At 45.0% G+C, this 25,335-nt stretch carries 24 protein-coding genes; 23 read left to right on the top strand and 1 reads right to left on the bottom strand.

Annotated features, from left to right (window positions below):
* Positions 1–6 precede the first annotated feature (6 nt).
* From smc to HQN88_RS00885, 15 genes are all read left to right on the top strand, one after another.
* The gene (smc, locus tag HQN88_RS00955; protein WP_173108414.1) at positions 7–3,582 is read left to right on the top strand and encodes a chromosome segregation protein SMC; all 3,576 of its coding nucleotides are present in this window, start codon (positions 7–9) and stop codon (positions 3,580–3,582) included.
* Between the two features lie 32 nt (positions 3,583–3,614).
* Complete coding sequence (gene ftsY / locus HQN88_RS00950; protein ID WP_057315728.1) at positions 3,615–4,604, top strand: signal recognition particle-docking protein FtsY; 990 nt, start codon at positions 3,615–3,617, stop codon at positions 4,602–4,604.
* 81 nt (positions 4,605–4,685) lie between these two features.
* The gene (locus HQN88_RS00945; RefSeq protein ID WP_173108413.1) at positions 4,686–5,036 is read left to right on the top strand and encodes a putative DNA-binding protein; all 351 of its coding nucleotides are present in this window, start codon (positions 4,686–4,688) and stop codon (positions 5,034–5,036) included.
* Between the two features lie 30 nt (positions 5,037–5,066).
* Positions 5,067–6,425, top strand: coding sequence for a signal recognition particle protein (gene ffh, locus HQN88_RS00940; RefSeq protein WP_171635759.1), 1,359 nt, complete (start codon positions 5,067–5,069; stop codon positions 6,423–6,425).
* A 42-nt stretch (positions 6,426–6,467) separates the two neighbouring features.
* A complete protein-coding gene (gene rpsP, locus HQN88_RS00935; RefSeq protein WP_028558245.1) occupies positions 6,468–6,740 on the top strand; it encodes a 30S ribosomal protein S16 in 273 nt (90 codons plus the stop codon).
* 26 nt (positions 6,741–6,766) lie between these two features.
* Complete coding sequence (locus HQN88_RS00930; protein WP_028558246.1) at positions 6,767–6,997, top strand: KH domain-containing protein; 231 nt, start codon at positions 6,767–6,769, stop codon at positions 6,995–6,997.
* 82 nt (positions 6,998–7,079) lie between these two features.
* Positions 7,080–7,595, top strand: a complete 516-nt coding sequence (gene rimM / locus HQN88_RS00925) for a ribosome maturation factor RimM (protein ID WP_173108412.1) — start codon at positions 7,080–7,082, stop codon at positions 7,593–7,595.
* Positions 7,592–8,356, top strand: a complete 765-nt coding sequence (trmD, locus tag HQN88_RS00920) for a tRNA (guanosine(37)-N1)-methyltransferase TrmD (RefSeq protein ID WP_173108411.1) — start codon at positions 7,592–7,594, stop codon at positions 8,354–8,356. Before rimM ends, trmD begins: the two co-directional genes overlap by 4 nt.
* A gap of 163 nt (positions 8,357–8,519) precedes the next feature.
* Positions 8,520–8,861, top strand: a complete 342-nt coding sequence (gene rplS, locus HQN88_RS00915; RefSeq protein ID WP_028558249.1) for a 50S ribosomal protein L19 — start codon at positions 8,520–8,522, stop codon at positions 8,859–8,861.
* A 101-nt stretch (positions 8,862–8,962) separates the two neighbouring features.
* Positions 8,963–9,574, top strand: coding sequence for a signal peptidase I (lepB, locus tag HQN88_RS00910; RefSeq protein ID WP_056624856.1), 612 nt, complete (start codon positions 8,963–8,965; stop codon positions 9,572–9,574).
* Between the two features lie 11 nt (positions 9,575–9,585).
* Positions 9,586–10,449, top strand: a complete 864-nt coding sequence (gene ylqF, locus HQN88_RS00905) for a ribosome biogenesis GTPase YlqF (RefSeq protein ID WP_056624869.1) — start codon at positions 9,586–9,588, stop codon at positions 10,447–10,449.
* Between the two features lie 142 nt (positions 10,450–10,591).
* Complete coding sequence (locus HQN88_RS00900) at positions 10,592–11,239, top strand: ribonuclease HII (RefSeq protein ID WP_173108410.1); 648 nt, start codon at positions 10,592–10,594, stop codon at positions 11,237–11,239.
* A gap of 74 nt (positions 11,240–11,313) precedes the next feature.
* A complete protein-coding gene (locus tag HQN88_RS00895; RefSeq protein ID WP_173108409.1) occupies positions 11,314–13,161 on the top strand; it encodes a hypothetical protein in 1,848 nt (615 codons plus the stop codon).
* Positions 13,158–13,475 (top strand): EscU/YscU/HrcU family type III secretion system export apparatus switch protein, encoded by a 318-nt coding sequence (locus tag HQN88_RS00890; RefSeq protein WP_173108408.1) that lies wholly within the window; start codon positions 13,158–13,160, stop codon positions 13,473–13,475. The genes HQN88_RS00895 and HQN88_RS00890 overlap by 4 nt, the downstream gene beginning before the upstream one ends.
* Positions 13,475–13,852, top strand: a complete 378-nt coding sequence (locus HQN88_RS00885; RefSeq protein ID WP_173108407.1) for a YraN family protein — start codon at positions 13,475–13,477, stop codon at positions 13,850–13,852. The genes HQN88_RS00890 and HQN88_RS00885 overlap by 1 nt, the downstream gene beginning before the upstream one ends.
* Positions 13,853–13,920: 68 nt before the next feature.
* On the opposite strand, the gene HQN88_RS00880 is transcribed toward HQN88_RS00885, so the two are convergent.
* A complete protein-coding gene (locus HQN88_RS00880; protein WP_173108406.1) occupies positions 13,921–15,492 on the bottom strand; it encodes a YifB family Mg chelatase-like AAA ATPase in 1,572 nt (523 codons plus the stop codon).
* Positions 15,493–15,686: 194 nt separating this feature from the next.
* On the opposite strand from HQN88_RS00880, the gene HQN88_RS00875 reads away from it, so the two are divergent.
* The 8 genes from HQN88_RS00875 (at position 15,687) to hslU (ending at position 25,318) form a co-directional block, all read left to right on the top strand.
* Entirely contained in the window at positions 15,687–15,944 is a 258-nt protein-coding gene (locus HQN88_RS00875) for a hypothetical protein (protein WP_173108405.1), read from the top strand.
* A 282-nt stretch (positions 15,945–16,226) separates the two neighbouring features.
* Complete coding sequence (gene sucC / locus HQN88_RS00870) at positions 16,227–17,387, top strand: ADP-forming succinate--CoA ligase subunit beta (RefSeq protein ID WP_173108404.1); 1,161 nt, start codon at positions 16,227–16,229, stop codon at positions 17,385–17,387.
* A gap of 47 nt (positions 17,388–17,434) precedes the next feature.
* Positions 17,435–18,367: a succinate--CoA ligase subunit alpha gene (gene sucD, locus HQN88_RS00865; RefSeq protein ID WP_173108403.1), complete on the top strand. Its 933-nt coding sequence runs from the start codon at positions 17,435–17,437 to the stop codon at positions 18,365–18,367.
* A gap of 116 nt (positions 18,368–18,483) precedes the next feature.
* Positions 18,484–19,575: a DNA-processing protein DprA gene (gene dprA, locus HQN88_RS00860; protein ID WP_173108402.1), complete on the top strand. Its 1,092-nt coding sequence runs from the start codon at positions 18,484–18,486 to the stop codon at positions 19,573–19,575.
* A gap of 70 nt (positions 19,576–19,645) precedes the next feature.
* Entirely contained in the window at positions 19,646–21,754 is a 2,109-nt protein-coding gene (topA, locus tag HQN88_RS00855; protein WP_173108401.1) for a type I DNA topoisomerase, read from the top strand.
* A gap of 12 nt (positions 21,755–21,766) precedes the next feature.
* On the top strand, positions 21,767–23,083 hold the full coding sequence (gene trmFO, locus HQN88_RS00850; protein ID WP_173108400.1) for an FADH(2)-oxidizing methylenetetrahydrofolate--tRNA-(uracil(54)-C(5))-methyltransferase TrmFO: 1,317 nt from the start codon (positions 21,767–21,769) through the stop codon (positions 23,081–23,083).
* Positions 23,084–23,278: 195 nt separating this feature from the next.
* Positions 23,279–23,833, top strand: a complete 555-nt coding sequence (gene hslV, locus HQN88_RS00845; protein WP_173108399.1) for an ATP-dependent protease subunit HslV — start codon at positions 23,279–23,281, stop codon at positions 23,831–23,833.
* A gap of 87 nt (positions 23,834–23,920) precedes the next feature.
* The gene (gene hslU / locus HQN88_RS00840; protein WP_173108398.1) at positions 23,921–25,318 is read left to right on the top strand and encodes an ATP-dependent protease ATPase subunit HslU; all 1,398 of its coding nucleotides are present in this window, start codon (positions 23,921–23,923) and stop codon (positions 25,316–25,318) included.
* The last annotated feature ends 17 nt before the right edge of the window (positions 25,319–25,335 follow it).

Here is a 25,335-nt window from a genome sequence, read left to right as displayed (position 1 = left end):
GAGACCATGTTTTTGAAACGGATCGAATTAGCCGGATTTAAATCATTCGCGGATCGGACGGAACTCGAATTTGTACGAGGGATAACCGCGGTTGTAGGTCCTAACGGGAGTGGGAAGAGTAACATCTCGGACGGGATCCGTTGGGTGTTAGGAGAACAGAGCGCCAAGTCTTTGCGTGGCGGTAAAATGGAAGATGTCATTTTCGCTGGCAGCGATGCACGTCGTGCAGTGAATTATGGGGAAGTCTCGCTCACATTGGATAATTCTTCGCAATCGCTTCCGCTCGACTTTAATGAAGTGACGGTGACACGTAGAGTACATCGTAATGGCGATAGTGAATATTTGATCAATAAACAGCCTTGTCGCTTGAAGGATATCACGGAGCTGTTCATGGACACCGGTATCGGGAAAGAAGCGTATTCCATTATTGGACAAGGGCGAATAGAAGAAATTTTGAGTACGAAATCGGAAGATCGTCGAGGCATCTTTGAAGAAGCTTCGGGGATTGTTAAATATAAATCACGTAAGCGCGAAGCAGAGAAGAAATTAAACGATACCGAGCAGAATTTGCTACGGATTCATGATTTAGTTTCAGAGCTCGAGGATCAAGTTGAACCACTTCGTGATCAGGCGGAGAAAGCGATTCGTTTCAAAGAATTGAAGGAAACACTCAAGAGCAGCGAGATCTCGATGTATGTTCATCAGATCGATCAGATCTATGTGGCTTGGAATGACGCTACGAAGCTTGCGGAGAAGTTGACGAAAGAGCAGACAGAGCTGTCTACAATTGTAAATCAACATGATGCACATTTGGAAAAACATCGTTGGGAAACACGTAGATTGGAAGAAGAATTAGAAACGCTGCAAGAAAGTCTGTTAGGACTGAGTGAAGAATTTGAGAAGTGTGAGGGTCACGGTGAGGTTCTCAAAGAACGGAAGAAGAACTATGTGACGAATCATCAGCAGCTAAGCACTACAATCGCGATGCAAGAGCAGCGCAAATTAGATAAAGAAGCAGATTTGAGCGAGCAGCGTGATAAAATCATCCATATTGGTGCGCAGTTGTTCGAATTTCAAGCCAAACTGACTGCTGAGGAGCAGCGCTTACAAGGGGTAAGCGGAGGCATTAGTTCATCACCTGAAGATCAATTGAAGGGTGAATTGTTGGAAACGCTCAATCGTATGGCACAGTCTCGCAATGAGATTCGCTATGCCGAGCAGCAAATTGAAAGCATTGGGCGCCGATTGGACAGACTTGATGAGGAACGTCAGAAGTGGGCGGATCAGCGTGAGAGTATAACACGACGCAAGCAGGAGCTTTCAGCTAAACTACAAGAAACAGTAAGGGACATTGAGAAAGCAAGGCAGGACTACGTCCAATTTACCCAAGCGCTAAAGAGTAAGCAAGGGTTGCTGGATGAAGCGCAGACGATGGTGCGGAAATGGGAGCAAAAACTGGATGCGTTAATTTCTCGCCGCGACACCATGAAAGAAATGGCCAATGATTATGATGGCTTCCAGCAAGGTGTTAAGGAAGTACTTAGAGCGAAAACTCGCAAAGATTTGCGCGGTATTCGAGGCGCGGTGGCTGAACTTGTCAAAGTGCCCGCTTCTGTGGAAGTGGCCATTGAAACAGCACTAGGTGGTGCGCTGCAAAATATTATCGTAGAGACAGAAGCAGATGGTCGTGAGGCAATTGCCTTCTTAAAGCGTCGTCAAATGGGACGAGCTACTTTCTTGCCGATGAATGTCATTCGCGGACGCTCAATATCTGATCATGAGAGTCAGACGTTGAAAGCTTCGAAGGGCTTTGTTGGGATCGCGGTTGATCTCGTTTCTTTCGATTCGACGTATACGAATATATTCTCCAGTTTATTAGGGAATGTCGTCGTAGCTGAGAGCTTAGAAGATGCCAACCATATCGCTGCCAAAGCGCAGTACCGCTACCGTGTCGTGACGCTCGAAGGAGATGTTGTTAATCCAGGTGGTTCCATGACGGGCGGAAGCTTACAGAAGAAATCAACGAATTTGTTGGGGCGTCAACGTCAAATCGAAGAACTGGATGCGGAGATCGCAACATCCGAGGGACAGCTTAGTGGTCTGCGAAGTCAATCCAGTACATTGAAGCGAGAAATTACCGATGAAATGCTGAAGGTCGAACAGCTGCGACAATTGGGTGAACAGCAGCGCATTACGGAGCAGCAAATTCGCGCGGAATTGAATCCGCTGGAATCCGAAAGCCGCACAGTAGAGGAACAGCTGACATTGGATAGTCAAGACAGAAACGCGCTAATGGGTGAACGAACTGATTTTGGCCGTAAAAAAATCGAAAGCGAAGCAACCCTCGCACAGCTTCAAGAAGAGGAAGCTTCTCTGGGGCAAGCGATTCGTGATGCCGAGAGCTCGCGTAAAGCAAGTGAATCAGAAAAAGAAGAGCTGCAAAGCCAATTGACGGATTTGAAGGTAAAAGTGGCATCGACTTCACAAGAGAAGCAATCCCTTCAAGATCAACAAAGGCGTTTACAGCAGGATCTTAGTGAAGTGGAACGTGAGATTGAAGTCAATCGCAACTTGTTGACGCAACTGGACAGTGACATGGCAACACTCGAACAGGAAACAGTGCAGCAAATCGAGTTGTTAAATGACTTGAAGCTTAGGAAGCAGCAATGCTCCGAAAGTATAGATTTCAAACGTGCAGAACGTGCAGACTGGTTGCAGAAGCTCGAACATGGTGAAAATGAGACACGTACCCAGCGTATCCAGCTGAAGCAAGTGGAAGAAAATCTCCATCAAACCGAGGTTCGCGTGACGCGTCTTGATGTGGAGCTGGAGAACCTGCTCAAAAAGCTTGCGGAAGAATATGAGCTTAGCTACGAACTGGCGAAAATGCGTTACCCCATACCTGAGGATATTCAGGGTACACAAAGTAAAGTACGCGAGTTGAAAAGGGAAATTGCATCGCTAGGTGATGTAAATCTTGGTGCGATTGAAGAATACGCGCGTGTATCTGAACGCTTCGAGTTCTTGAGTTCGCAGAAAGATGACTTGATCGAAGCGAAAACAACCTTGTACCAAGTCATTCGTGAGATGGATCAAGAAATGTCCAAACGTTTTAAAACGACGTTCGATGCGATTCGGTCCCATTTTGGTGTTGTCTTTGCGAAACTATTCGGTGGTGGTCGCGCAGATTTAATTCTGTCTGAGCCTGAGAACATGCTCGACACGGGTATTGAAATTGTGGCACAACCGCCAGGCAAAAAGCTGCAAAACCTGCAATTACTATCCGGTGGCGAACGTGCATTGACTGCGATTGCGCTCTTGTTCTCCATTATTCGCGTTAAACCAGTACCATTCTGCGTACTGGATGAAGTAGAAGCCGCGTTAGACGAGGCTAACGTATCTCGTTTTGCGGAGTATTTACGTGAGTTTTCGGAAATGACGCAATTTATCGTTGTTACACACCGTAAAGGAACAATGGAAGAAGCCGATGTGTTGTATGGTGTCACCATGCAAGAAGGCGGCGTTTCGAAGCTCGTATCGGTTCGATTAGAAGACGAGGAAGCTACGATGACGGCGTCATAAGTATAGAAATAGGGGATATATTAGGAGGAACTATGAGTTTTTTTAAACGATTGAAAGAAAGTATTTCAGGTAAAGCTGAGGCGGTAACCAATAAGTTCAAGGAAGGTTTAACGAAAACGCGTGATGCTTTCGTGAACCGTGTAGATGATTTATTTAGCCGACGCAAGAAAATAGATGAAGATTTTTATGAAGAACTGGAAGAAATTCTAATTGGCGCAGATGTTGGCGTGAATACGGTTCTGAAATTAATTGATGAACTTCGTGCTGAGGTTAAAAAGCGCAAAATTGAAGATCCAGCAGAGCTGCAACCGATCCTTTCGGAAAAACTGATTGAGTTGCTAAAAGGGGATGCGGATGCTGGACTTAACATCAATCCTAATGGCTTGACGGTTATCCTATTCGTTGGTGTTAACGGTGTAGGTAAGACGACGACGATTGGCAAAATGGCTCACATGTTCAAATCTCAAGGGAAGAAAGTTCTGATGGCCGCTGGTGACACGTTCCGTGCCGGTGCCATTGAGCAGCTTGAGACTTGGGGAGAGCGCGTTGGTGTTGATGTCATTAAGCAACAATCTGGCGCAGATCCTGCCGCGGTTATGTATGATGCCGTACAAGCAGCCAAAACACGCGGAGTAGATATCCTTTTGTGTGATACAGCGGGACGTTTGCAAAATAAGGTGAACTTGATGGAGGAGCTTAACAAGATCTATCGTGTAATCCAACGCGAAGTACCGGATGCTCCCCACGAAGTTATTCTTGTTCTGGATGCTACGACGGGTCAAAATGCCTTAAGCCAAGCTAAGCTATTCGGTGATAAAACAGGTCTGACAGGCTTAGTTTTGTCCAAATTGGATGGAACGGCGAAGGGTGGAATCGTTGTGGCGATTCGTCAAGAACTCTCGCTGCCGGTTAAATTTGTGGGACTTGGTGAGAAAATGGATGATCTCCAAGCGTTCGATTCTGAGCAGTTTGTGCATGCGCTTTTTGGTAAATGGATAGGTGAAAATACTGACAAGGTATAATGCTTGACAATCATCTTGGAATTCAGTATGATAGGTTCTGTTGTGCTGGTGTCAAGTGTGCAACCTTTACGGAGGTAGATTATGACTGTCGATCCTATGTTGGAGAAAACGAATCGCATTAACCTGCTGTTTGATTTCTATGAAGCATTGTTGACCGATAAACAGCGAACATTTCTTGAACTGTACTTCCATGATGATTACTCCCTCGGGGAGATTGCTGAGAACTTCACGATCAGTCGCCAAGCGGTCTATGAGCATATCAAACGTGCGGAATTGACACTGCAGGAATATGAGAGTAAGTTAAAGCTGTTACATAAGCACGAACAACGCATGAAGCTGCGTCAAGATTTAGATGTTGGTTTGAGTGATTGTGACCCAGCGCTAAAGAGGAAAGTGACAGAGCTTTTTGATACAATAGTAGGGATGGATTGAAACCTTAGTTAGAAGCAGGAGGTGAAGCGCATGGCATTTGAAGGATTAGCAAACCGATTGCAGAATGTGTTCGGCAAGCTGAGAAGCAAAGGTAAGCTGACGGAAGAAGATGTAGGCGAAGCGCTTCGCGAGGTAAGATTGGCACTGCTTGAAGCGGACGTTAACTTTAAAGTTGTGAAAGATTTTATCGCGAAGGTGAAAGAGCAAGCGATCGGACAAGAAGTTCTGAAATCTTTTACGCCGGGCATGGTGGTTATCGATATCGTGAACAAAGAGCTTACGGCCCTTATGGGTGGTACACAAAGTAAGCTAGCGCGTTCAAATCGACCGCCGACGGTTATTATGATGGCTGGTTTGCAAGGGGCTGGTAAAACAACGACCTCAGGTAAATTGGCTAAAATGTTGTTGAAACAGAATCACAGACCGCTTCTTGTTGCGTGTGACATTTATCGTCCCGCAGCGATTAAGCAGTTGGAAGTACTGGGTGAACAACTGAAGGTTCCGGTTTTCTCATTAGGTGATAAAGTGAACCCTGTCGAGATTGCCAAAGCGGGTCTTCAACATGCGAAGGATAACGGTAATGACTATGTGATTATCGATACCGCAGGACGCTTGCACATTGATGAAAACCTCATGGACGAGCTCAAGAATGTACGTGAAGCTACGAGCCCAGATGAGATTTTGCTAGTTGTCGATGCGATGACAGGGCAAGATGCAGTCAATGTTGCAGAAAGCTTCCATCAACAGCTTGAATTATCCGGTGTTGTGTTAACCAAACTAGATGGAGATACACGCGGTGGTGCTGCGTTATCCGTCAAAGCGGTAACAGGTTGTCCGATCAAGTTCGTAGCTAGCGGCGAGAAAATGGATGCTTTAGAACCATTTTATCCTGACCGTATGGCATCAAGAATTCTCGGTATGGGCGATATGCTCTCCTTAATTGAGAAGGCGCAAGCTGGTATCGATATGGATAAGGCGAAAGAGATGGAGCGCAAAATGCGCAACGCCGAATTTACCTTCGAGGACTTCATTGAGCAGATGGAGCAAGTGAAGAAGATGGGGCCACTTGACCAAATTCTTGATATGCTGCCTGGTGCGAACAAGATTAAAGGCATGAAAGATATGAAGGTTGACGAGAAGCAAATGGCTCGCGTTGAAGCTATTGTGAAGTCGATGACAACCGAAGAGAAACGTAAGCCTGAGCTATTGAATGCAAATCGCCGCAAGCGGATTGCAGCAGGTAGCGGGAATACGGTGCAGGAAGTCAATCGTTTCATCAAGCAGTTCGATGATATGCGTAAAATGATGAAGCAATTCTCGGGTATGATGGGACCGAAAGGTGCCAAAGGCATGAAAAAATTAGGCAAGGGATTCAAATTTCCCTTTTAAATAATAATAGTGTGTTTATTCTAAGTAGGAGGTGATTTTTCAATGGCAGTACGTATTCGTCTTAAACGTGTAGGCGCTCATAAAGCTCCTTTCTACCGTGTCGTGGTTTCGGATTCCCGTTCCCCGCGTGATGGTCGTTTTATCGAAGAAATCGGTACTTATAATCCAATTGCTGAACCAGCAGCTGTGGTTCTTGATGAGGAAAAAGCGCTTAAATGGCTTCAAACTGGCGCTCAACCGTCCGATACAGTTCGCAGCCTGTTCTCAAAAGCAGGTTTGATGACTAAGTTTCACGAGCTGAAATTACAGAAGTAATCTGTTATCTTTCGGAGGGTGGGTTCATGAAGGATCTTATCACCGTTATTGCTAAGGCTCTTGTCGATCATCCGGAAGAGGTACGTGTCGCTGTGGTGGAGAAAGAGGACAAGATCGAGTACAGGCTTTCTGTTCATCCCGACGATGTCGGTAAAGTGATTGGCAAGCAAGGCAAGATTGCGAAATCGCTCCGTACGGTTGTCACGTCGGCAGCTGTGAAAGAAACGAAGCGGGTAGCCGTTGAAATCGTTTCATAAGAAATGAGGTTAGGATTCAATTCCTAGCCTTTTTTCGCATATGAAAAGAAGGTAATTTAATGTGGAGGTTGGGCAAGCGCATATGACGGAGAAATTAGTGACGGTTGGTAAAGTCGTAAATAGCCACGGGATTCGTGGGGAGTTAAAAATCGTGCCTGAAACAGATTTTCCAGAACGGTTCGATGTGGGAAATTCATTAATCATTGTAGACTCTCAAAATAAGCAAACGCCGGTGACGGTGAAAACGTCCCGCTTACATAAAAACGTATTTATTGTGTTGTTCAGTCAGTTTACGAATATTAATGATGTTGAGAAATATAAAGGCTCCCTGCTTAAGATTGAGGCTAAGGATCAAAAGCCGCTGGAAGAGGGAGAGTATTATTATCACGAAATTATCGGCTGTAAAGTCGTTACAGAAGATGAGCAGGAGCTAGGACAGATCTCTGAAATACTGACGCCAGGAGCTAATGATGTGTGGGTGGTGGCTTTACCTAAAGGCAAGCAGCTATTACTTCCCGTAATTGATGATGTCATTCTTAAAGTGGATATTCCGAACAAAACAATTCGGATTCATCTAATGGAAGGGTTATTGGAATGAGAGTTGATGTCTTAACTTTATTCCCAGAAATGTTTGATGGCGTGTTCTCTTCTAGTATCCTGGGGAAAGCGCGAGATAAAGGAATCGTTTCCCTGAGTACGGTTAATTTTCGGGATTATTCCACGAACAAGCATAATACCGTTGATGATTACCCTTATGGTGGCGGCGGGGGCATGGTGCTAAAGCCAGAACCGATTTTTGGTGCCGTCGAAGATTTGCCAACGCATCAAACAGCAGAAGGAGTAGCGGTAAAGCCGCGGGTCATCCTGTTATGCCCACAAGGAGAAACCTTCACTCAGAAGAAAGCGGAAGAGCTAGCTGGCGAAGAGCATCTTGTGTTTATTTGCGGGCACTACGAGGGGTACGATGAACGGATTAGACAGTACCTGGTGACGGACGAGCTATCTGTTGGTGATTATGTACTGACCGGCGGTGAAATACCCGCTATGGTCATTATAGACAGTGTAGTGAGACTTCTACCTGGGGTTCTTGGGAATGAGATGTCCGCGGTGACGGATTCTTTCTCAACTGGACTTCTGGAGTATCCTCATTATACGCGCCCTGCTAAGTTCAGAGATTGGGAAGTTCCTGAGATGCTTTTATCGGGACATCATGCGAATGTGAAAAAATGGCGGAACAAAGAGTCCCTTATCCGAACTCTAGAACGCCGGCCAGATTTACTTGAGGGCAGAGTATTGTCCAAAGAGGAAAAACTATGGGTGGCGGAATGGAAAAAGCAAAAGCAAGAACAAAATAGTTGAGTTCTCGGAATCTTCTCTATTGAATTAATCTTGGGACTATGATATTATATATTCTGTTGTGATTTTTTCAACAGTTCGAGTCTGGTGGTCCTCTACGCATAACAACTTAGATTTTACTAACTATTAGCGGAATGAACACCTGTGTGGAAGGAGGGAGTCAACTATGAATCTTATTCAAGAGATTACGAAAGAGCAACTCCGTACGGATATTCCTAATTTCCGTCCAGGAGACACACTTAAAGTACACGTAAAAGTTATCGAGGGTACACGTGAGCGTATTCAGCTGTTCGAAGGTGTTGTTATTAAACGCCACGGCGGTGGAATCAGCGAAACGTTTACTGTTCGTAAAATTTCTTACGGTGTGGGTGTGGAAAGAACTTTCCCATTCCATTCTCCGAAGATTGACAAGATTGAAGTGGCTCGCCGTGGTAAAGTTCGTCGTGCGAAACTTTATTATCTGCGTGGTCTTCGTGGTAAAGCAGCAAGAATTAAAGAAATTCGATAGTAAAATGGGGGGCTTGTTCAGTCAAGTCTCCTTTTCATTTTTTCTGTACATAATAGGACATAATAGAGATCATACCAAAACTGGAAGAGAGGCCGTCAGTGATGGAACATAACGATCAAATGCAACCCAATCAGCCGATCAGTGCTACTCCAGCAAAGACCGTGCAAACAAAAAGTGAAACGTGGGAATGGATTAAAGCGTTAGTAATCGCAGGTGTGCTTGTTATTATTATTCGTTGGTTCCTCTTCTCCCCATTTATTGTTGATGGAGATTCGATGCATCCGAATTTCTTTACGGGAGAGCGATTGATCGTCAATAAAATTGTGTACGATATTCGTGATCCAAAGCGAGGCGAAGTCATCGTTTTCCACGCACCTGAAGGCAAAGATTATATTAAGCGTGTCATCGCCCTACCTGGAGAAACCGTGAAGGTAGTTGGGGACAAGGTGTACATTAACGGTGAAGAACTGGCACAACCTTTTATTCAAGCTGCCATTGATCAAGCGGTTAAAGAAGGCCATCCTTACAATACATTACTGGATTTCCCGGAAACGAAAGTGCCGGAAGGCGAGATTTTTGCCATGGGTGACAATCGTCCGAATTCCAAAGATAGCCGTACGAAAAGTGTTGGCTTTGTGCCTTACAATAAAATCGTAGGCCGTGCAGAAGTGATTTTCTGGCCGGTGAAGAAAATTAGTTTCATACATTTTTGAGGTGAAGAGAAATGACCATTCAATGGTTTCCCGGTCACATGACCAAGGCTCGCAGACAGATCGAGGAAAAGCTTAAACTGATTGACGTCGTGATTGAGCTCTTGGATGCCCGAATACCGCTTTCCAGCCGGAACCCGATGGTTGATGAGATTTTAAAAGGCAAGCCGCGTCTCGTATTGCTCAACAAGAACGATCTGGCCGATCCGCAAGTGACGGCAGAATGGGTGAAATATTTTGCGGATCAAGGCTTACCTGCCTTGCCAATTGACGCTGCGAACGGAACGCATGTCAAGGAGATCTTGCCGCGTGTCAAACAACTATGGGCTCATAAAATTGAGACGATGCTGCGTAAAGGGATTAATCCCCGAGCGATCAGAGCGCTCATTGTTGGGATTCCGAATGTTGGTAAGTCTACACTTATTAATCAGTTGGCAGGTAAGAAGATTGCTGCGACTGGTGATAAACCAGGTGTGACCAAAGGTCAGCAATGGATTAAGGTTGGCACCGAGATGGATCTGCTTGATACGCCAGGGATCTTGTGGCCTAAGTTTGAAGACCAGATGGTTGGCATGCGTTTGGCTGCAACTGGGGCTATTAAGGAAGAGCTTCTGCATTTAGATGACGTAGCCCTGTTTACCATTAAATATATGGTTCAGCATTATGGAGCCGGTATCCAAGAGCGCTTTGGTGTTCAGGAACTGCCGGAAGATATGGATAACATTCAAGAAATGGTGAAGGTCATGGAGGCGATTGGGCGTAAGCGCGGCGCTATTGTAAGCGGGGGTAAAGTCGATTTGGACAAAGCTTCCCTCATTATTATTCGTGATCTGAGAGCAGGGAAAATGGGGCGTATTTCATTGGAACGACCATTTTAATGATAATGAAAGAATCAGGAAGAACCTAGGGCTGAGCCTTGGGTTTTTCTTTTTGTGCGGAGATTAAGATGAAAAAAATGGGTGTGGCTTGACGTCGCGACGATCCTTTATAATGATGTGAATGGGAAAGGGGCATACGCACGTGCTAGAACATGAGAAAGACATATGGCAGCAAGGTTTCACGGCAATAGCAGGTATTGATGAGGTTGGTCGCGGGTGTCTATTTGGAGATGTTGTGGCTGCTGCGGTTATTCTTCCGATGGGACATGTGCTTGAAGGAGTAAATGATTCCAAGAAGCTTTCAGAGAAGAAGCGCGAACTGTTGTTCGATCAGATAATGAATGAGGCGATATCGATTGGTATCGGTATTGTCAATGTGGAAGATATAGAAGCAATAAATATTAAACAAGCATCAAGACTAGCCATGAAGCAAGCCGTAGAGAAACTGGATCAAGTACCGGATTATTTGCTAGTTGATGCTGAAAATGTGGACATAGATTTACCTCAATCCGCCATTATTCATGGGGATGCGTTAAGTCAATCCATTGCGGCTGCTTCCATCATCGCCAAAGTGACGAGAGATCGTATGTGCGCGGAATGGGACGAGCTTTATCCAGCATATGGAATTGCGGTACATAAAGGTTATGCGACAAAGCACCATCGAGAGATGCTCTTGAGATACGGGCCGACGCCGTTACATAGGAAATTATTTATTCGTAAAATTATGGCGCAGCTTGAAGCGCAAGAGAACGAAGTGCAAAACGAACAGCTATTATTTGACCTCATTTAAATATTAAGATGTAACGAAAACGGCATCAGACGCCGATATTATACATACGTGTAATCAGATTTGAGGTGAGCTGTATGAATATTAGTGGATTAATTCGCAACTTAGTCGGGGATTTAACTGCGGCTGATTCGAAGACGCTCGAATTAAAGGTAGGGCAAATTGTCAAAGGTGTAGTGCTTCAACTTCTGAGTGATCAAGAAGCGCTAGTGAATATAGGTGGCACGCAAGTTCGCGCAAAGCTGGAAACCCCTCTGAAGCAGGGGGATGTTACCATGCTTCAGGTGCAGCCAGAATCTAAGGGCGGTCAAATTATTTTGAAGCCGCTTGTTGCATCCGACGTGCTGATCGCGGATGACTCGCTGGGTGAGCTTCTAAAGGCTTTTGAGATAAAGGATACAGCTGGAAATCGTCAAATGGTACAGCAGATACAGCAAGAAGGCGTTCCCGTGTCCAAGGAGAATGTGAAAGCATTTGAGAATGTGATGCGTGAAATGCCACAGGGTGCGAATAAAGAAGAATGGTTGCAAGCGGCTGTACTTGCCTCGAAGAGGGGGCTGCCGCTTACGCCTGCGACAGTAGATGCGGTAAAGCAAGTGACGACTGGCCCGCCGGCGGGCCAGGTGTTAGAGAAGCTCGAGCAGCAGGCGAACGCGCTGCTTGAGCAAGACCCGACACACCCTGCGGCGGATACCGCCAAGCAGGTTGTGTCGCTGCTCAAGGAGCTGCGGGCTACCGCCGCAGCTGTAAGACCAGCGGAGCCGGCTGCGCCAGCCTCCGCTGCGGACGAGCCTGCGGCTGCGCCGCCGCAGGCTGCGTCATCAGTACCAGCTGCTTCGCAGGCTGGTGGCACGACCGCGGCTGCGCCGCGGGGCAGCGAGCCCCCGGCTGCTGCCCATGCAGCCCCGCCCGCCGCACCAGCAGCGGGCGAAGCGCCTCCCGCGCCGCCAGCTCCTGGCGCGGCGACGATGGCCGCCTCGGCGAAGCCAGCGGCCAGCACTGTCCAAGCTCATGCGCACGGCGCTGAGCATGTGGAGCAGGGCGAACCGCTGCAAGCGGGTTCGCCAGCGCCTGTGCAAGCACCGCCTGCGAAGCAGGAGGGCGGGCCTGCCCCTAAAGAGGCGCAAGTTAATGCGCCTCAAGATACGCCCAAGGCTGATCCAGAAACAAACTGGATCAGCAAGATGCTCAAAGCCGTTGGCGTTGAGCATGAGTCGCATGTTGCCGCCAAGTTGGACGAGCGCGGCAATGCAGTGCCAGTGCGCCAACAAGCGACGGATGACTCCTTTTCGCTAAATAGCAGCACTAACACTTCTGGCGATCAACAAAGCGATATCGCGAAGCCAGCCACGGAAACGCTGAAAAGCCTATTACTTCAACTTACAGCATCTGATGATACACCTGCATCACTGAAAGAAGCGGCACAACAAGCGGTCAGTCAAATTACGGGTCAGCAGCTTATGCTAACGAATGATAAGAACGCCATGTTTACTCAAATGACTATGTTTGTGCCTTTTCTGGACAACACAGGTCAGCAAACAGCAACTATTCATATTCAATCTCGAAAGGGAAGCCGTGGCGAGGTAGATGCTAGTAACTGTCGTCTACTGTTTGATCTTCAAATGAAGGTAATGGGTAATACATTACTCGATGTTCAAGTAGTGAATAAAATTGTTTCGTTGAATATTCACAATGATCATCCGGCGCTAGCTGGTTTGATGGAGTCATCCAAAGATGAGATTGCAGCTGCCATGAATAGTGTGGGTTATCAGTTTATTTCGTTAAAATGTTCGCCATATCCCAAGCCACCTGAAATTCAAGAAGGTAAGGAAGAGGCAACTAAAATAGGTTCTTTAGATGGTCGTGTAGATTTAAGCGAGCTTTACCGTCCTAGGACGTATAAAGGGGTTGATGTTCGCGCATGAGTCACCCCAAAAAAATGCCCGAAGAATCACAGCTTAACCCGATCAAGAAAGCAGTAGCGTTACGCTATTCACCGGAAGCGCAGAAAGCCCCAACCCTTATTGCCAAAGGGAAAGGGCATGTGGCTGAAGCCATCTTGCAAAAAGCGAAGGAAAGTGGCATTCCAATTCAAGAGGATAAATCGTTAGTTGAAGTGTTATCCAAACTTGATTTAGATCAAGAAATACCGCCAGAGCTGTATCAATTAGTAGCCGAAGTGTTAAGTTTTATTTATCGATCCGATCAGCGGATGAAACCTTCGAGAGGCCAAGATTGATGAACAAATTGGGAAAAGATGATCGAAAAATGTTGGGTAGACATGGCGAAGAACTGGCGTTCGGTTATCTCCAAGAGCAGGAATATCAGATTATTGAGCGGAATTGGCGCTGTCGTTCTGGTGAGATCGATATTATTGCAGAGAAATCGAATAAGCTCATTTTTATTGAGGTGCGAACAAGACGTCCATCTAAACGATTCGGTACGGCCAAAGAATCCGTGGACTACCGCAAGCAAGCGAAGGTTCGTGAAATTGCACAATTTTATATGCACCGGTTTCATAAATATGAGCAATCCATTCAATTCGATGTCATCGCAGTTGAAATGTCGGAAAGTAACACAGATCCAAAAATCATCCATATACAAGAAGCCTTTTGATTATCAGTTATCCAACTGCTAACTCAAAGGGCTTTTCTCATTAAACGTAACTCTATATATCAATTAGACTAGATGACAATTTCATCGATGCGTTGGTTTTTATCCAAATTCCGATATTGGATGGCCTCAGCGAGATGAGCGGGCAGAATGTGATCACAACCATCTAGATCCGAAATCGTGAGAGCAAGCCGCAGAATCCGATCATGTGCGCGTGCACTTAAGCCCAATGCGTCAAATGATGTCCGCAATAACTGATCACATTCAGGTGTTAATTGACAAATTTCCCGCATTAATCTTCCGCTCAATTCATTATTATGCTGAATATCTGTTCCGGCATAACGCTGCTGCTGTCGCATATGAGCTTGCATGACTCTCGCTCGCATTTCTCCAGACGACAAATTAGAAGCGTTGTCTTTGAGTTGGGCATAGCTGGGTTTTGGAACTTCAACATGGAGATCAATGCGATCGAGAAGTGGACCTGAAATTTTGGAGCGATAATGAACGATCCTAGCTGGACTGCAGATGCAAGCATTCGCTTCTGTTTCAGCACCATAATAGCCACACGGACAAGGGTTCATTGCTGCGGCTAGTATAAAGTGGGAAGGGAATGTGTAGACGGCTCTTGCTCTGGCGATCATGACGTAGCGATCTTCGAGGGGCTGCCTGAGTACCTCGAGTGCATTGCGTGTAAACTCAGGAAGCTCGTCTAAGAAGAGGATACCACGATGCGAAAGACTCACTTCTCCTGGTTTGGGAATGGTTCCACCACCGACGAGACCAGCAGCTGAGATGGAGTGGTGTGGGGCGCGGAACGATCTTGCACGCATCAGTGTAGAACGGTCTGTCAACTTGCCAGAAGCGCTGTAAATCTTCGTAACTTCAAGTGCTTCTCGGTCTGTTAACGGTGGAAGTATAGAGGGCAAACGCTTGATAAGCATCGTTTTCCCGGTGCCTGGTGGACCAAGGAGGAGCAAATTGTGCATGCCTGCGGCAGCAATCATCATGGCACGCTTTACCTGATGCTGGCCATTAACGTCAGCATAATCTTCAACATAACCAGAGGGGCTGATAACAGTGTTAGAAAGTTCGGTGGATTCACGCACTGCTGTTCGATAAATAAATTCGGAGTGAGAACATGTGTTCCATTTCTTGAAATCGGATAGATTCGCAATAACACAAACCTCGACACCTTCAATTAAGGCAGCTTCTTGCGCGTTCGCAGTTGAAAGACAAACTCGCTTAATCCCTGTCATCTTGGCTGCATGGACCATGGACAGGACACCAGGAATAGGTCGAAGAGAGCCATCTAGCGCTAGTTCTCCTAAAAATAAGGTAGAAGCGGAACCTTCAACATGGACTTGGCCTGTGGTAATGAGAATGCCAACGGCAATTGCAAGATCGAAAGACGAACCTTCTTTGCGCAAGTCAGCAGGAGCGAGATTTACCGTAATTCGGTCCATAGGGAAGGTGAAACCACAATTTTTAATCGATGAACGAACGCGTTCCACGGATTCACGAATCGCTGAATCGGGAAGCCCAACTAAGTTAATCTGAGGTAAGCCGCTCGAAATATCGACCTCTACTTCAATCGTGCGTCCTTCTATACCTTGTAAACAAGCACTCATCACTTTGCCATACATAAAAAACACCTTCTTCTCCATGAAATTCACAGTCGCAAGAACTGAGTTTCGAATTGGATAAAAGGTGCTTCCTCATTGATCCGATTAATTTCTTTTATTATAATCGCAATTGGTAAAATTACGCAAATAATGTCGAGGAACTTTCACGGTTTAAAAATGTGCGACATGCACATACTGGAAGATGAGGTGATGATATGCAGGAAAAACCATATTTTTGTCCCAATTGTCGTTCAAACCGCATTAAATTTAATGTAATCACGAGCTATTCGCAGTCTTTTTTAAAGGATGCACTTTCCGGGAATATTACCGAGTTCCATGACCCTGGCGTCATTCCTGAGCCTGAACCAACGATTCAGTGCTTAATTTGTAACTTTTCAGGAAATGAAATGCGTTTTATCAAGCAAGCAGAACGCGAACCTCGGGTAAACTCACAACCAACTTCGTTTTATTAGCCTAGTTGAAGCATGACGTATTTTTCATTATTATGGAAAATACGTTTTTTTATTGTGTAGTGATAGCTAAAGTTTTTCAGTGTGAAAGGAAAATTTGAATGACTTCATGAAAAAAATAAAGAAACTGTCGAAAATAATGTGATACAATGGTTAGGGCTTGCGAAGAAGTGTGATACTAATTCCGGTAGCAAGATCGTTTCTCGTGCACAACGTCAATTGGAAATTACACTTTTCCCTGTATAGCACGTATAGAAAGTCCATACTGATAGGAGGATTTAGGAAATGAATATCCATGAGTATCAAGGCAAAGAAGTCCTGAGACAGTACGGAGTCAGCGTTCCTAACGGAAAGGTTGCATTTACTGTTGATGAGGCAGTTGAAGCAGCAAAAGAACTTGGAACATCCGTTGTCGTTGTTAAGGCACAAATTCATGCCGGTGGTCGCGGTAAAGCAGGCGGCGTTAAGGTAGCCAAAAGCCTCGATGAAGTTCGTACATATGCTAGCGAAATTCTAGGTAAAGTACTTGTCACTCACCAAACGGGTCCAGAAGGTAAAGAAGTTAAACGCCTTTTGATCGAAGAGGGCTGTGACATTAAGAAAGAATACTACGTAGGTGTTGTTGTTGACCGTGCAACAGGCAGCGTTGTTTTGATGGCTTCTGAAGAAGGCGGTACGGAGATTGAGGAAGTAGCTGAGCATTCTCCAGAGAAAATTTTCAAAGAAGTTGTTGACCCAGCAATCGGTCTTCAATCCTTCCAAGCTCGTAGACTTGCTTACGCAATCAACATTCCGAATGAGCTTGTAAACAAAGCAGTTAAGTTCATGCTTGCTCTTTACAAAGCTTTCGTTGAGAAAGACGCTTCCATTGCAGAAATCAACCCATTGGTTGTTACTGGTTCTGGCGACGTTATGGCACTTGATGCGAAATTAAACTTTGATTCTAACGCTCTTTTCCGTCATAAAGACATCGTTGATCTTCGTGACCTTGAAGAAGAAGATGCGAAAGAAATTGAAGCTTCCAAATATGACCTTAGCTACATCGCACTTGATGGCAACATCGGTTGTATGGTTAACGGCGCTGGTCTTGCTATGGCCACTATGGACATTATCAAGCACTACGGCGGAGACCCTGCTAACTTCCTAGACGTAGGGGGCGGTGCTACGAAAGAGAAAGTTACTGAAGCTTTCAAAATCATCCTTTCCGACGAGCAAGTTAAAGGGATTTTCGTTAATATTTTCGGTGGTATCATGCGTTGTGACGTTATCGCTGAGGGTGTTATTGCTGCGGCTAGAGAGTTAGGACTTTCCCGCCCGCTTGTTGTACGTCTTGAAGGTACTAACGTTGAGCTTGGTAAAAAGCTTCTTAACGAATCCGGCTTGAACATTGTTGCTGCTGATTCCATGGCGGATGGCGCACAAAAAATCGTTGCACTTGTTAAATAAAAACCTGAGCGGTTTGAAAAATAGATAAGGGATGTGAACAATCGATCATGAGTATTTTGGTCAATAAACATACAAAAGTCATTACTCAAGGGATTACCGGCGCTACGGGTTTGTTTCATACCAAAGGCGGTCTGGACTACGGCACGCAAATGGTGGGTGGCGTAACTCCTGGTAAAGGCGGCACTACTGTTGATATCACGTTAGAAAATGGCGAGCTTGTTAAGCTGCCTGTTTTCAACACGGTTGTTGAGGCGAAAAAAGTAACTGGTGCAACAGCATCCGTTATCTATGTACCTCCTGCATTTGCTGCAGAATCCATCATCGAAGCGATTGAAGCTGAGCTTGAATTGGTTATCTGTATCACGGAAGGTATTCCTGTTCTTGATATGGTACGCGTAAAGCGTTACCTAGAAGGTAAGAACACAGTTCTTATCGGACCAAACTGCCCAGGTGTTATCACACCAGGCGAGTGCAAAATTGGTATTATGCCAGGATACATCCATACTCCAGGTCACGTAGGCGTTGTTTCGCGTTCTGGAACATTGACTTATGAGGCTGTTCATCAGTTGACAACTCGCGGAATTGGACAATCCTCCGCAGTTGGTATCGGTGGAGATCCAGTTAAAGGATCCGAGTTTATCGACATCCTTAAACGTTTTAACGAAGATCCAGATACGTACGCAGTTATCATGATTGGTGAAATCGGCGGAACGGCTGAAGAAGAAGCAGCAGAGTGGGTTGCGGCAAACATGACGAAACCAGTTGTTGGCTTCATCGGCGGTAAAACAGCGCCTCCAGGAAAACGTATGGGCCATGCTGGTGCCATTATTTCCGGTGGTAAAGGTACGGCAGCAGAGAAAGTTGCAACGATGGAAAGATGCGGTATTCGCGTAGCGGCTACACCATCCGAAATGGGTTCAACACTTGTTAGCGTACTGGAAGAAAAAGGTATGCTTGATAAAGTTATCACTGTAAAATAAGCTTCGTTTCACGAAGGTAAGCAACCTTCCATTTCCCTTAATTGGGATTTGGGAGGTTTTTTTTATTTTCAGCTAGATGCATAGATTTGTCATTCTTGGAAGGAGTGTATATACTAATGGATAATCGCAACTGTTTAATTGGCTTGCACGAGCTTGAGGGGATTGGCTGGAAAACCATTTACCAACTCCTGAGTCGTTTCCCTGAACTTCATGTTTTAATCGGGATGACAGCAGGTGAGATCGCATCAAGTGGGATCCGAAGGGCAATAGCAGAAACCATTGCAATGCGGCTGACCCCTGCGTTTATTGAACAAAAGATACACCAATATAGAAGTCAATCCATTCGGATAATGACTCGACTTGATGTGGATTATCCGTTAATTCTGCAAGAAATTGCTCAACCACCATGGGTCTTATATGTGAAAGGAGATCCATCATTCTTACATGGGCGCTTGCTTGGAATTGTGGGTACTCGAACACCTACGCTGTATGGGAAGAAAATTGCTGAGGAGTGGGCAGCTTCACTTTCAAGAGCAGGCTTTGGGATTGTAAGTGGGTTAGCTAGAGGAATCGACAGCAAGGCGCATATTGGAGCACTTCAGGGAAAAGCGAAAACCATTGCTGTTCTTGGCTGTGCGATTAATACCATTTACCCACGTGAGAATGCGTTGTTGTACCGTCGTATTGAACAAGAAGGTGTAATTATTTCAGAGTACCCGATTGGTACAGGTATGCATCCAGGGATGTTTCCGCAGAGGAATCGAATTATCGCTGGATTATCTTTGGGTGTTACGGTTGTAGAAGCAGCAGAGGATAGTGGATCATTGATAACGGTTGAGTGTGCATTAGATTCTTCTCGGGATGTTTTCGCGGTACCGGGTCCAATTAACTCACGACAAAGCAGTGGTGTACACAAGCTTTTGCAGGATGGCGCGAAATTAGTCACATGTGCCCAAGAGATTGTCGAAGAATATAAACACATGATAAATCTAGATGAAATAAAGGTTGCTTTGAAGCAAAAAACGACGTTCATTTTCTCAGAAGATGAGGTCGAAATTGTTCGAAAGTTGTCAGATGATCCAGTCTCAATTGACACTCTATTAGAAGAGACGCAATTTACGTTTGGACATTTGCATGGAGTTCTGTTATCTTTGGTATTGAAAAAGGCGATTAAACAGCTTCCGGGTTCAACATACATTCGAGCATAGGCTAATCACGAAGTTTTGCTTCTCGCCAAGTAAACTTACCTTGAAACCAAGAGGGGAGGAAGGACGAACCATGGCAGATTCGTTAGTCATTGTAGAGTCACCAGCAAAAGCCAAAACCATCGGCAAATATTTAGGCAGTAAGTTCATCGTGAAAGCATCGATGGGTCATATTCGCGACCTTCCGAAAAGCCAAATTGGCGTAGAAGTCGATCGTAACTTTGAGCCTAAATACATAACGATACGTGGAAAAGGTTCTATCCTTAAAGAACTTAAAGACGCAAGTAAAAAAGTGAAAAAAATATATCTAGCGGCGGATCCGGATCGCGAAGGTGAAGCGATTGCTTGGCATTTAGCCCATTATCTAGACGTGGGACCAGATGAACTTTGTCGTGTTGTGTTTAATGAGATTACGAAAGAAGCCGTTAAAGATGCATTTAAAACGCCTAGACGCATCAATCAAGATTTAGTAAATGCTCAACAAGCACGCCGAATTCTGGATCGACTTGTTGGTTACAAAATCAGTCCTTTGCTTTGGAAAAAAGTAAAGAAAGGACTGTCAGCTGGTCGTGTACAATCGGTAGCGGTTAAGTTAATTCAAGACCGTGAGAATGAAATTAAAGCGTTTGAACCAGAAGAGTACTGGTCCATTACAGCAGTTCTTGATGCAGGCAAAACTGTATTTGAAGCTAAGTATCATAGTCATAATGGTGAGAAAAAAGAACTGCACTCACAAGAAGATGTGGATTTGATTCTTGCCGCAATGGGCAACGAAGCGTTTACCGTGAAAGAAGTAAAAGAGAAAGAACGTCAACGTAACCCTTCCCCGCCTTTTATTACAAGCTCCATGCAACAGGAAGCGGCACGTAAACTGAATTTCCGTGCTTCCAAAACGATGTCTGTGGCGCAGCAATTATATGAAGGTATCGATTTAGGAAAAGAAGGCACCGTCGGTTTAATTACCTATATGCGTACGGATTCTACGCGGATTTCTCCGATTGCCCAAGAAGAAGCCAAAGACTTTATTATGACGAAATACGGTCCGACTTTTTACCCTGAAACGCCTCGTCAGTATTTGAAGAAAAATGCGAATGCACAAGATGCGCATGAAGGGATTCGACCAACTTCCGTGCTTCGAGAACCTGATCAAATGAAAGCGTTCTTGAGTAAAGATCAGTACCGATTGTACAAGCTCGTATGGGATCGCTTTGTTGCAAGCCAAATGGCGTCCGCGATTCTGGATACAATGACGATTGATTTGAACGCAGGAGAGACCATATTTAGAGCGAATGGTTCCAAAATGAAATTCGCTGGCTTCATGAAAGTATATGTCGAAAGCAATGATGACGGGACAACAGAAGAAGATAAACTGCTGCCTCCACTGTCAAAAGGCGATTCATTGCCGAAGCAAAGCGTAGAACCGAAGCAGCACTTTACACAACCACCCCCAAGGTATACAGAGGCACGTTTAGTTCGTGCTCTTGAGGAAATGGGTATTGGGCGACCAAGTACGTACGCACCAACGTTAGAAACGATACAGAAGCGTGGCTATGTGGCGATCGAAGAGAAGAAATTCGTGCCGACAGAGCTAGGTGAACTCGTGATCCAATTGATGCAAGAGTTTTTCCCTGAAATTCTAGATATTGAGTTCACAGCACATATGGAAGAAGAGTTGGACTTTGTTGAAGAAGGGAAAGAGGATTGGGTTCGAGTCCTGGATACCTTCTATACTTCCTTTGAAAAGCGTTTAGAGTTTGCAGAAGAAGAAATGAAAGAAATTGAGATTCAAGATGAAGTTTCGGATGAAATATGCGAGAAATGCGGAAAGCATCTTGTATATAAAATGGGTCGTTTCGGTAAATTCCTAGCATGTTCTGGTTTCCCAGACTGCCGGAATACGAAACCAATCATTAAGGATATCGGCGTTACTTGCCCAACTTGTCACACTGGTAAAATAGTCGAGCGCAGAAGCAAAAAGGGGCGCGTATTCTACGGTTGTGATCAGTATCCAACTTGTGATTTTGTTTCCTGGGATAAACCGGTCAATCGGCCATGTCCAGTTTGCAGCTCAATGATGATTGAGAAGCGAAGCAAGAACGGGGTTATGATTCAATGTACACAATGTGATCATAAGGAAGAGGCTGTTGACGAATCCGATCACACAGATGATATGAAAGATTAGAGGTGTCTGATTTTGCCAGAAAATCAAAGAGTAACAGTCATCGGCGCAGGATTGGCAGGTAGTGAAGCCGCATGGCAAATTGCCCGTCAAGGCGTGCCTGTTACTTTATATGAAATGCGTAATGTAAGGAAAACTCCTGCTCATATAACGGATCAGTTCGCTGAACTTGTATGCAGCAACTCTCTACGGTCTAATGGACTGACGAATGCAGTTGGTGTTCTAAAAGAAGAGATGAGACGGATGGACTCTCTCATTCTAGCTTGTGCTGACGAGCATGCCGTACCTGCTGGAGGCGCTTTGGCGGTTGATCGTGATGGGTTCTCTCAAGCAGTAACCAACACATTACGCAATCACCCACTAATTGAAGTTCGCAATGAGGAGCTTCAAACACTGCCTGAGGGAATCACAGTAGTTGCCACAGGGCCACTGACATCACCTGATTTAGCTGCAGAACTCAAAGCTTTAATGGGTGAAGAGTATTTATACTTTTATGATGCGGCTGCACCTATTGTGGAGAAAGATTCCATAGATATGAATAAGGTATACCTAGCTTCTCGATATGACAAAGGGGAAGCGGCATACTTGAACTGTCCGATGACGGAAGAAGAGTTCAATGTGTTCTACGAGGCTCTTATTACAGCTGAAGTTGCAGAATTAAAGGAATTTGAGAAAGAGATTTATTTTGAAGGATGTATGCCATTAGAAGTAATGGCGAAACGCGGTAAACAAACTGTGTTGTTCGGACCGATGAAGCCTGTGGGCTTAATCAATCCGCATACGGGTAAAATGCCGCACGCCGTTGTGCAGCTTCGTCAAGATAATGCAGCTGGTACTCTATACAACTTGGTAGGTTTCCAAACGCATTTGAAGTGGGGAGAGCAGAAACGTGTGCTGCAGCTAATCCCTGGTTTAGAACAGGCTGAATTCGTCCGTTATGGCGTTATGCATCGTAATACGTTCATTAACTCGCCTAGGCTGTTAGAACCTACCTATCAATACAAGCGTCGTGAAAATCTTTTCTTTGCTGGTCAAATGACAGGTGTTGAGGGGTATGTTGAATCGGCTGCTTCGGGCTTGATTGCTGGACTAAATGCAGGTCGAATGGCGAAAGGACAAGATTGTGTAATCTTGCCAGCTGAAACGACATTAGGAAGTATGGCACAGTATATTACAACCGCAGACTTTAAACATTTCCAGCCGATGAATGCAAATTTTGGTTTGCTACCTGCTCTGCCAGAACGTATTCGGAATAAAAAAGAAAAATACGAAAAGCTGGCTAACCGTGCTTTGGAGAGTATTCAGAATTTTGAGAAAACAATCGCTGAATAAGTTGTCATGAGATGATGCACTGTGTTACTATAAATTAATGTTTTATTGCATTTTTCATTCGTTTAATCATACATTTACCTCTAGATGCGGTCTACTCAACCTTTAGACCTCGCTAGAGGTTTCTCTCATTTTTGCGACCCATAGGCATGGAGAGATCTCTTAACGGAACTGATTCTTATAGAGGGGTGAATCGAAATGGAACCCAATCAAGCAACGTTTCATGCGACAACGATTTTTGCAATTCGTCATCAAGGTAAGGGAGCTATAGCCGGTGATGGTCAAGTGACATTCGGCAATAGCATGATCATGAAGAGCACGGCCAAAAAAGTACGGCGTTTACATAGAGGGAAAGTCATTGCTGGTTTCGCCGGTTCGGTTGCGGATGCGATAACACTCTTTGAGAAGTTTGAAGGCAAGCTGGAAGAACACCATGGTAATCTTCAGCGTGCTGCAGTTGAGCTAACGAAAGATTGGCGTCAAGATCGTGTGTTGCGGAGACTGGAAGCCATGATGATCGTCATGGATGCTTCGGGACTTTTGCTGCTGTCCGGTAATGGAGAAGTTATTGAACCAGATGATGGCATCCTGGCCATTGGCTCTGGCGGTAGTTTTGCACTATCAGCAGGTAGAGCGCTCTATCGACATGCACCGCAACTGAGTGCGAAGGAAATTGCTCATGCAGCGTTGACGACAGCAGCTGAAATTTGTGTGTTTACCAACCATAATATTATTGTTGAAGAGATTGAATAGACTAGAACGTATGTTTACATAGGAAGATTAGCACACGCTCTCAATTGATCAATGAACTTTAGCCTACATTTAAGGAGGGTATCACATATGGCAAATAGCTCTCTTACCCCTAAGCAAATTGTCCAAGAACTGGATCGATACATTGTGGGGCAGAAAAAAGCAAAGAAATCTGTTGCGATCGCACTGCGGAACCGTTATCGGAGAAATCTGGTTGACGAAAGCATGAGAGATGAAATTGTACCGAAAAACATCCTCATGATTGGACCTACTGGAGTTGGGAAAACAGAAATTGCGCGGAGACTTGCGAAGCTGGTTGGCGCACCTTTTATTAAAGTTGAAGCGACGAAATTCACAGAAGTGGGCTATGTGGGCCGTGATGTAGAATCGATGGTACGTGACTTGGTTGAGACATCAGTACGTATGGTTAAAGCGGAACGAATGGAAAAGGTCAAGGATCGTGCAGAGAAGCTTGCTAATGAGCGATTAGTTACTTTACTTGCTCCGAGTCCTACACGTGCCAAAACACAGCGTAACCCGCTTGAGATGTTGTTTGGCGGGCAAAATAAAGATGAGCAAGAAGAGACGCCGCCTGATTCAAATCTGGCTTCTAAAAGAGCTCAAGTCGCCGAGCAATTATCCAATGGTAAATTAGAAAATGATCATGTGGAAATTGAAGTGGAAGACGCAACACCATCGATGCTTGATATGCTTGGCGGTCAAGGTAATGAACAAGCAGGAATGAATATGCAAGAAATGTTCGGAAGTCTGCTGCCCAAAAAGATGAAAAAACGAAAATTGCTTGTGAAAGAAGCTAGGAAAGTTCTAACACAAGAGGAAGCGCAGAAGTTAATTGATATGGATGATGTCATTCAGGAATCGATTAACCGTGCTGAGCAAAGTGGTATTATTTTTATAGATGAAATTGATAAAATAGCAAGCAGCAGCCGCGGCGGTAGTGGACCGGATATTTCGCGTGAGGGCGTTCAAAGGGACATCTTACCTATCGTAGAGGGTTCCACGGTTGTGACGAAGTACGGTTCTGTAAAAACGGATTATGTGTTATTTATTGGGGCAGGAGCTTTTCATATTGCCAAGCCATCTGATCTCATTCCGGAACTACAGGGCAGATTCCCAATTCGAGTCGAGCTAAGCGATTTAACATTAGAAGACTTTGTTTCAATTTTAACGGAGCCTAAAAATGCCTTGACTAAACAATATACAGCTTTGTTGCAAACTGAAGGTATAACGGTTGAGTTTGCAGAGGAAGCTATTTATGAAATTGCTCGTATTGCGGTTGAAGTAAATCAACAAACAGAAAATATTGGAGCTCGTCGTTTACATACAATTTTAGAAAAATTGCTGGAAGATTTATCTTTCGAAGCACCCGAAATCACATTAGAGTCACTAGTGATCAATCCAGCTTATGTACGCGAGAAACTAAGCAGTATTGTTCAAAATAGAGATTTAAGTCAGTATATCTTATAAGAAATAAGCAGGTTGCA

Origin of the sequence: Paenibacillus qinlingensis (genome assembly GCF_013204845.1) — a bacterium.
Taxonomy (GTDB): Bacteria; Bacillota; Bacilli; order Paenibacillales; family NBRC-103111; genus Paenibacillus_E; species Paenibacillus_E qinlingensis.
This window is presented reverse-complemented; position numbering and strand designations above follow the sequence as displayed.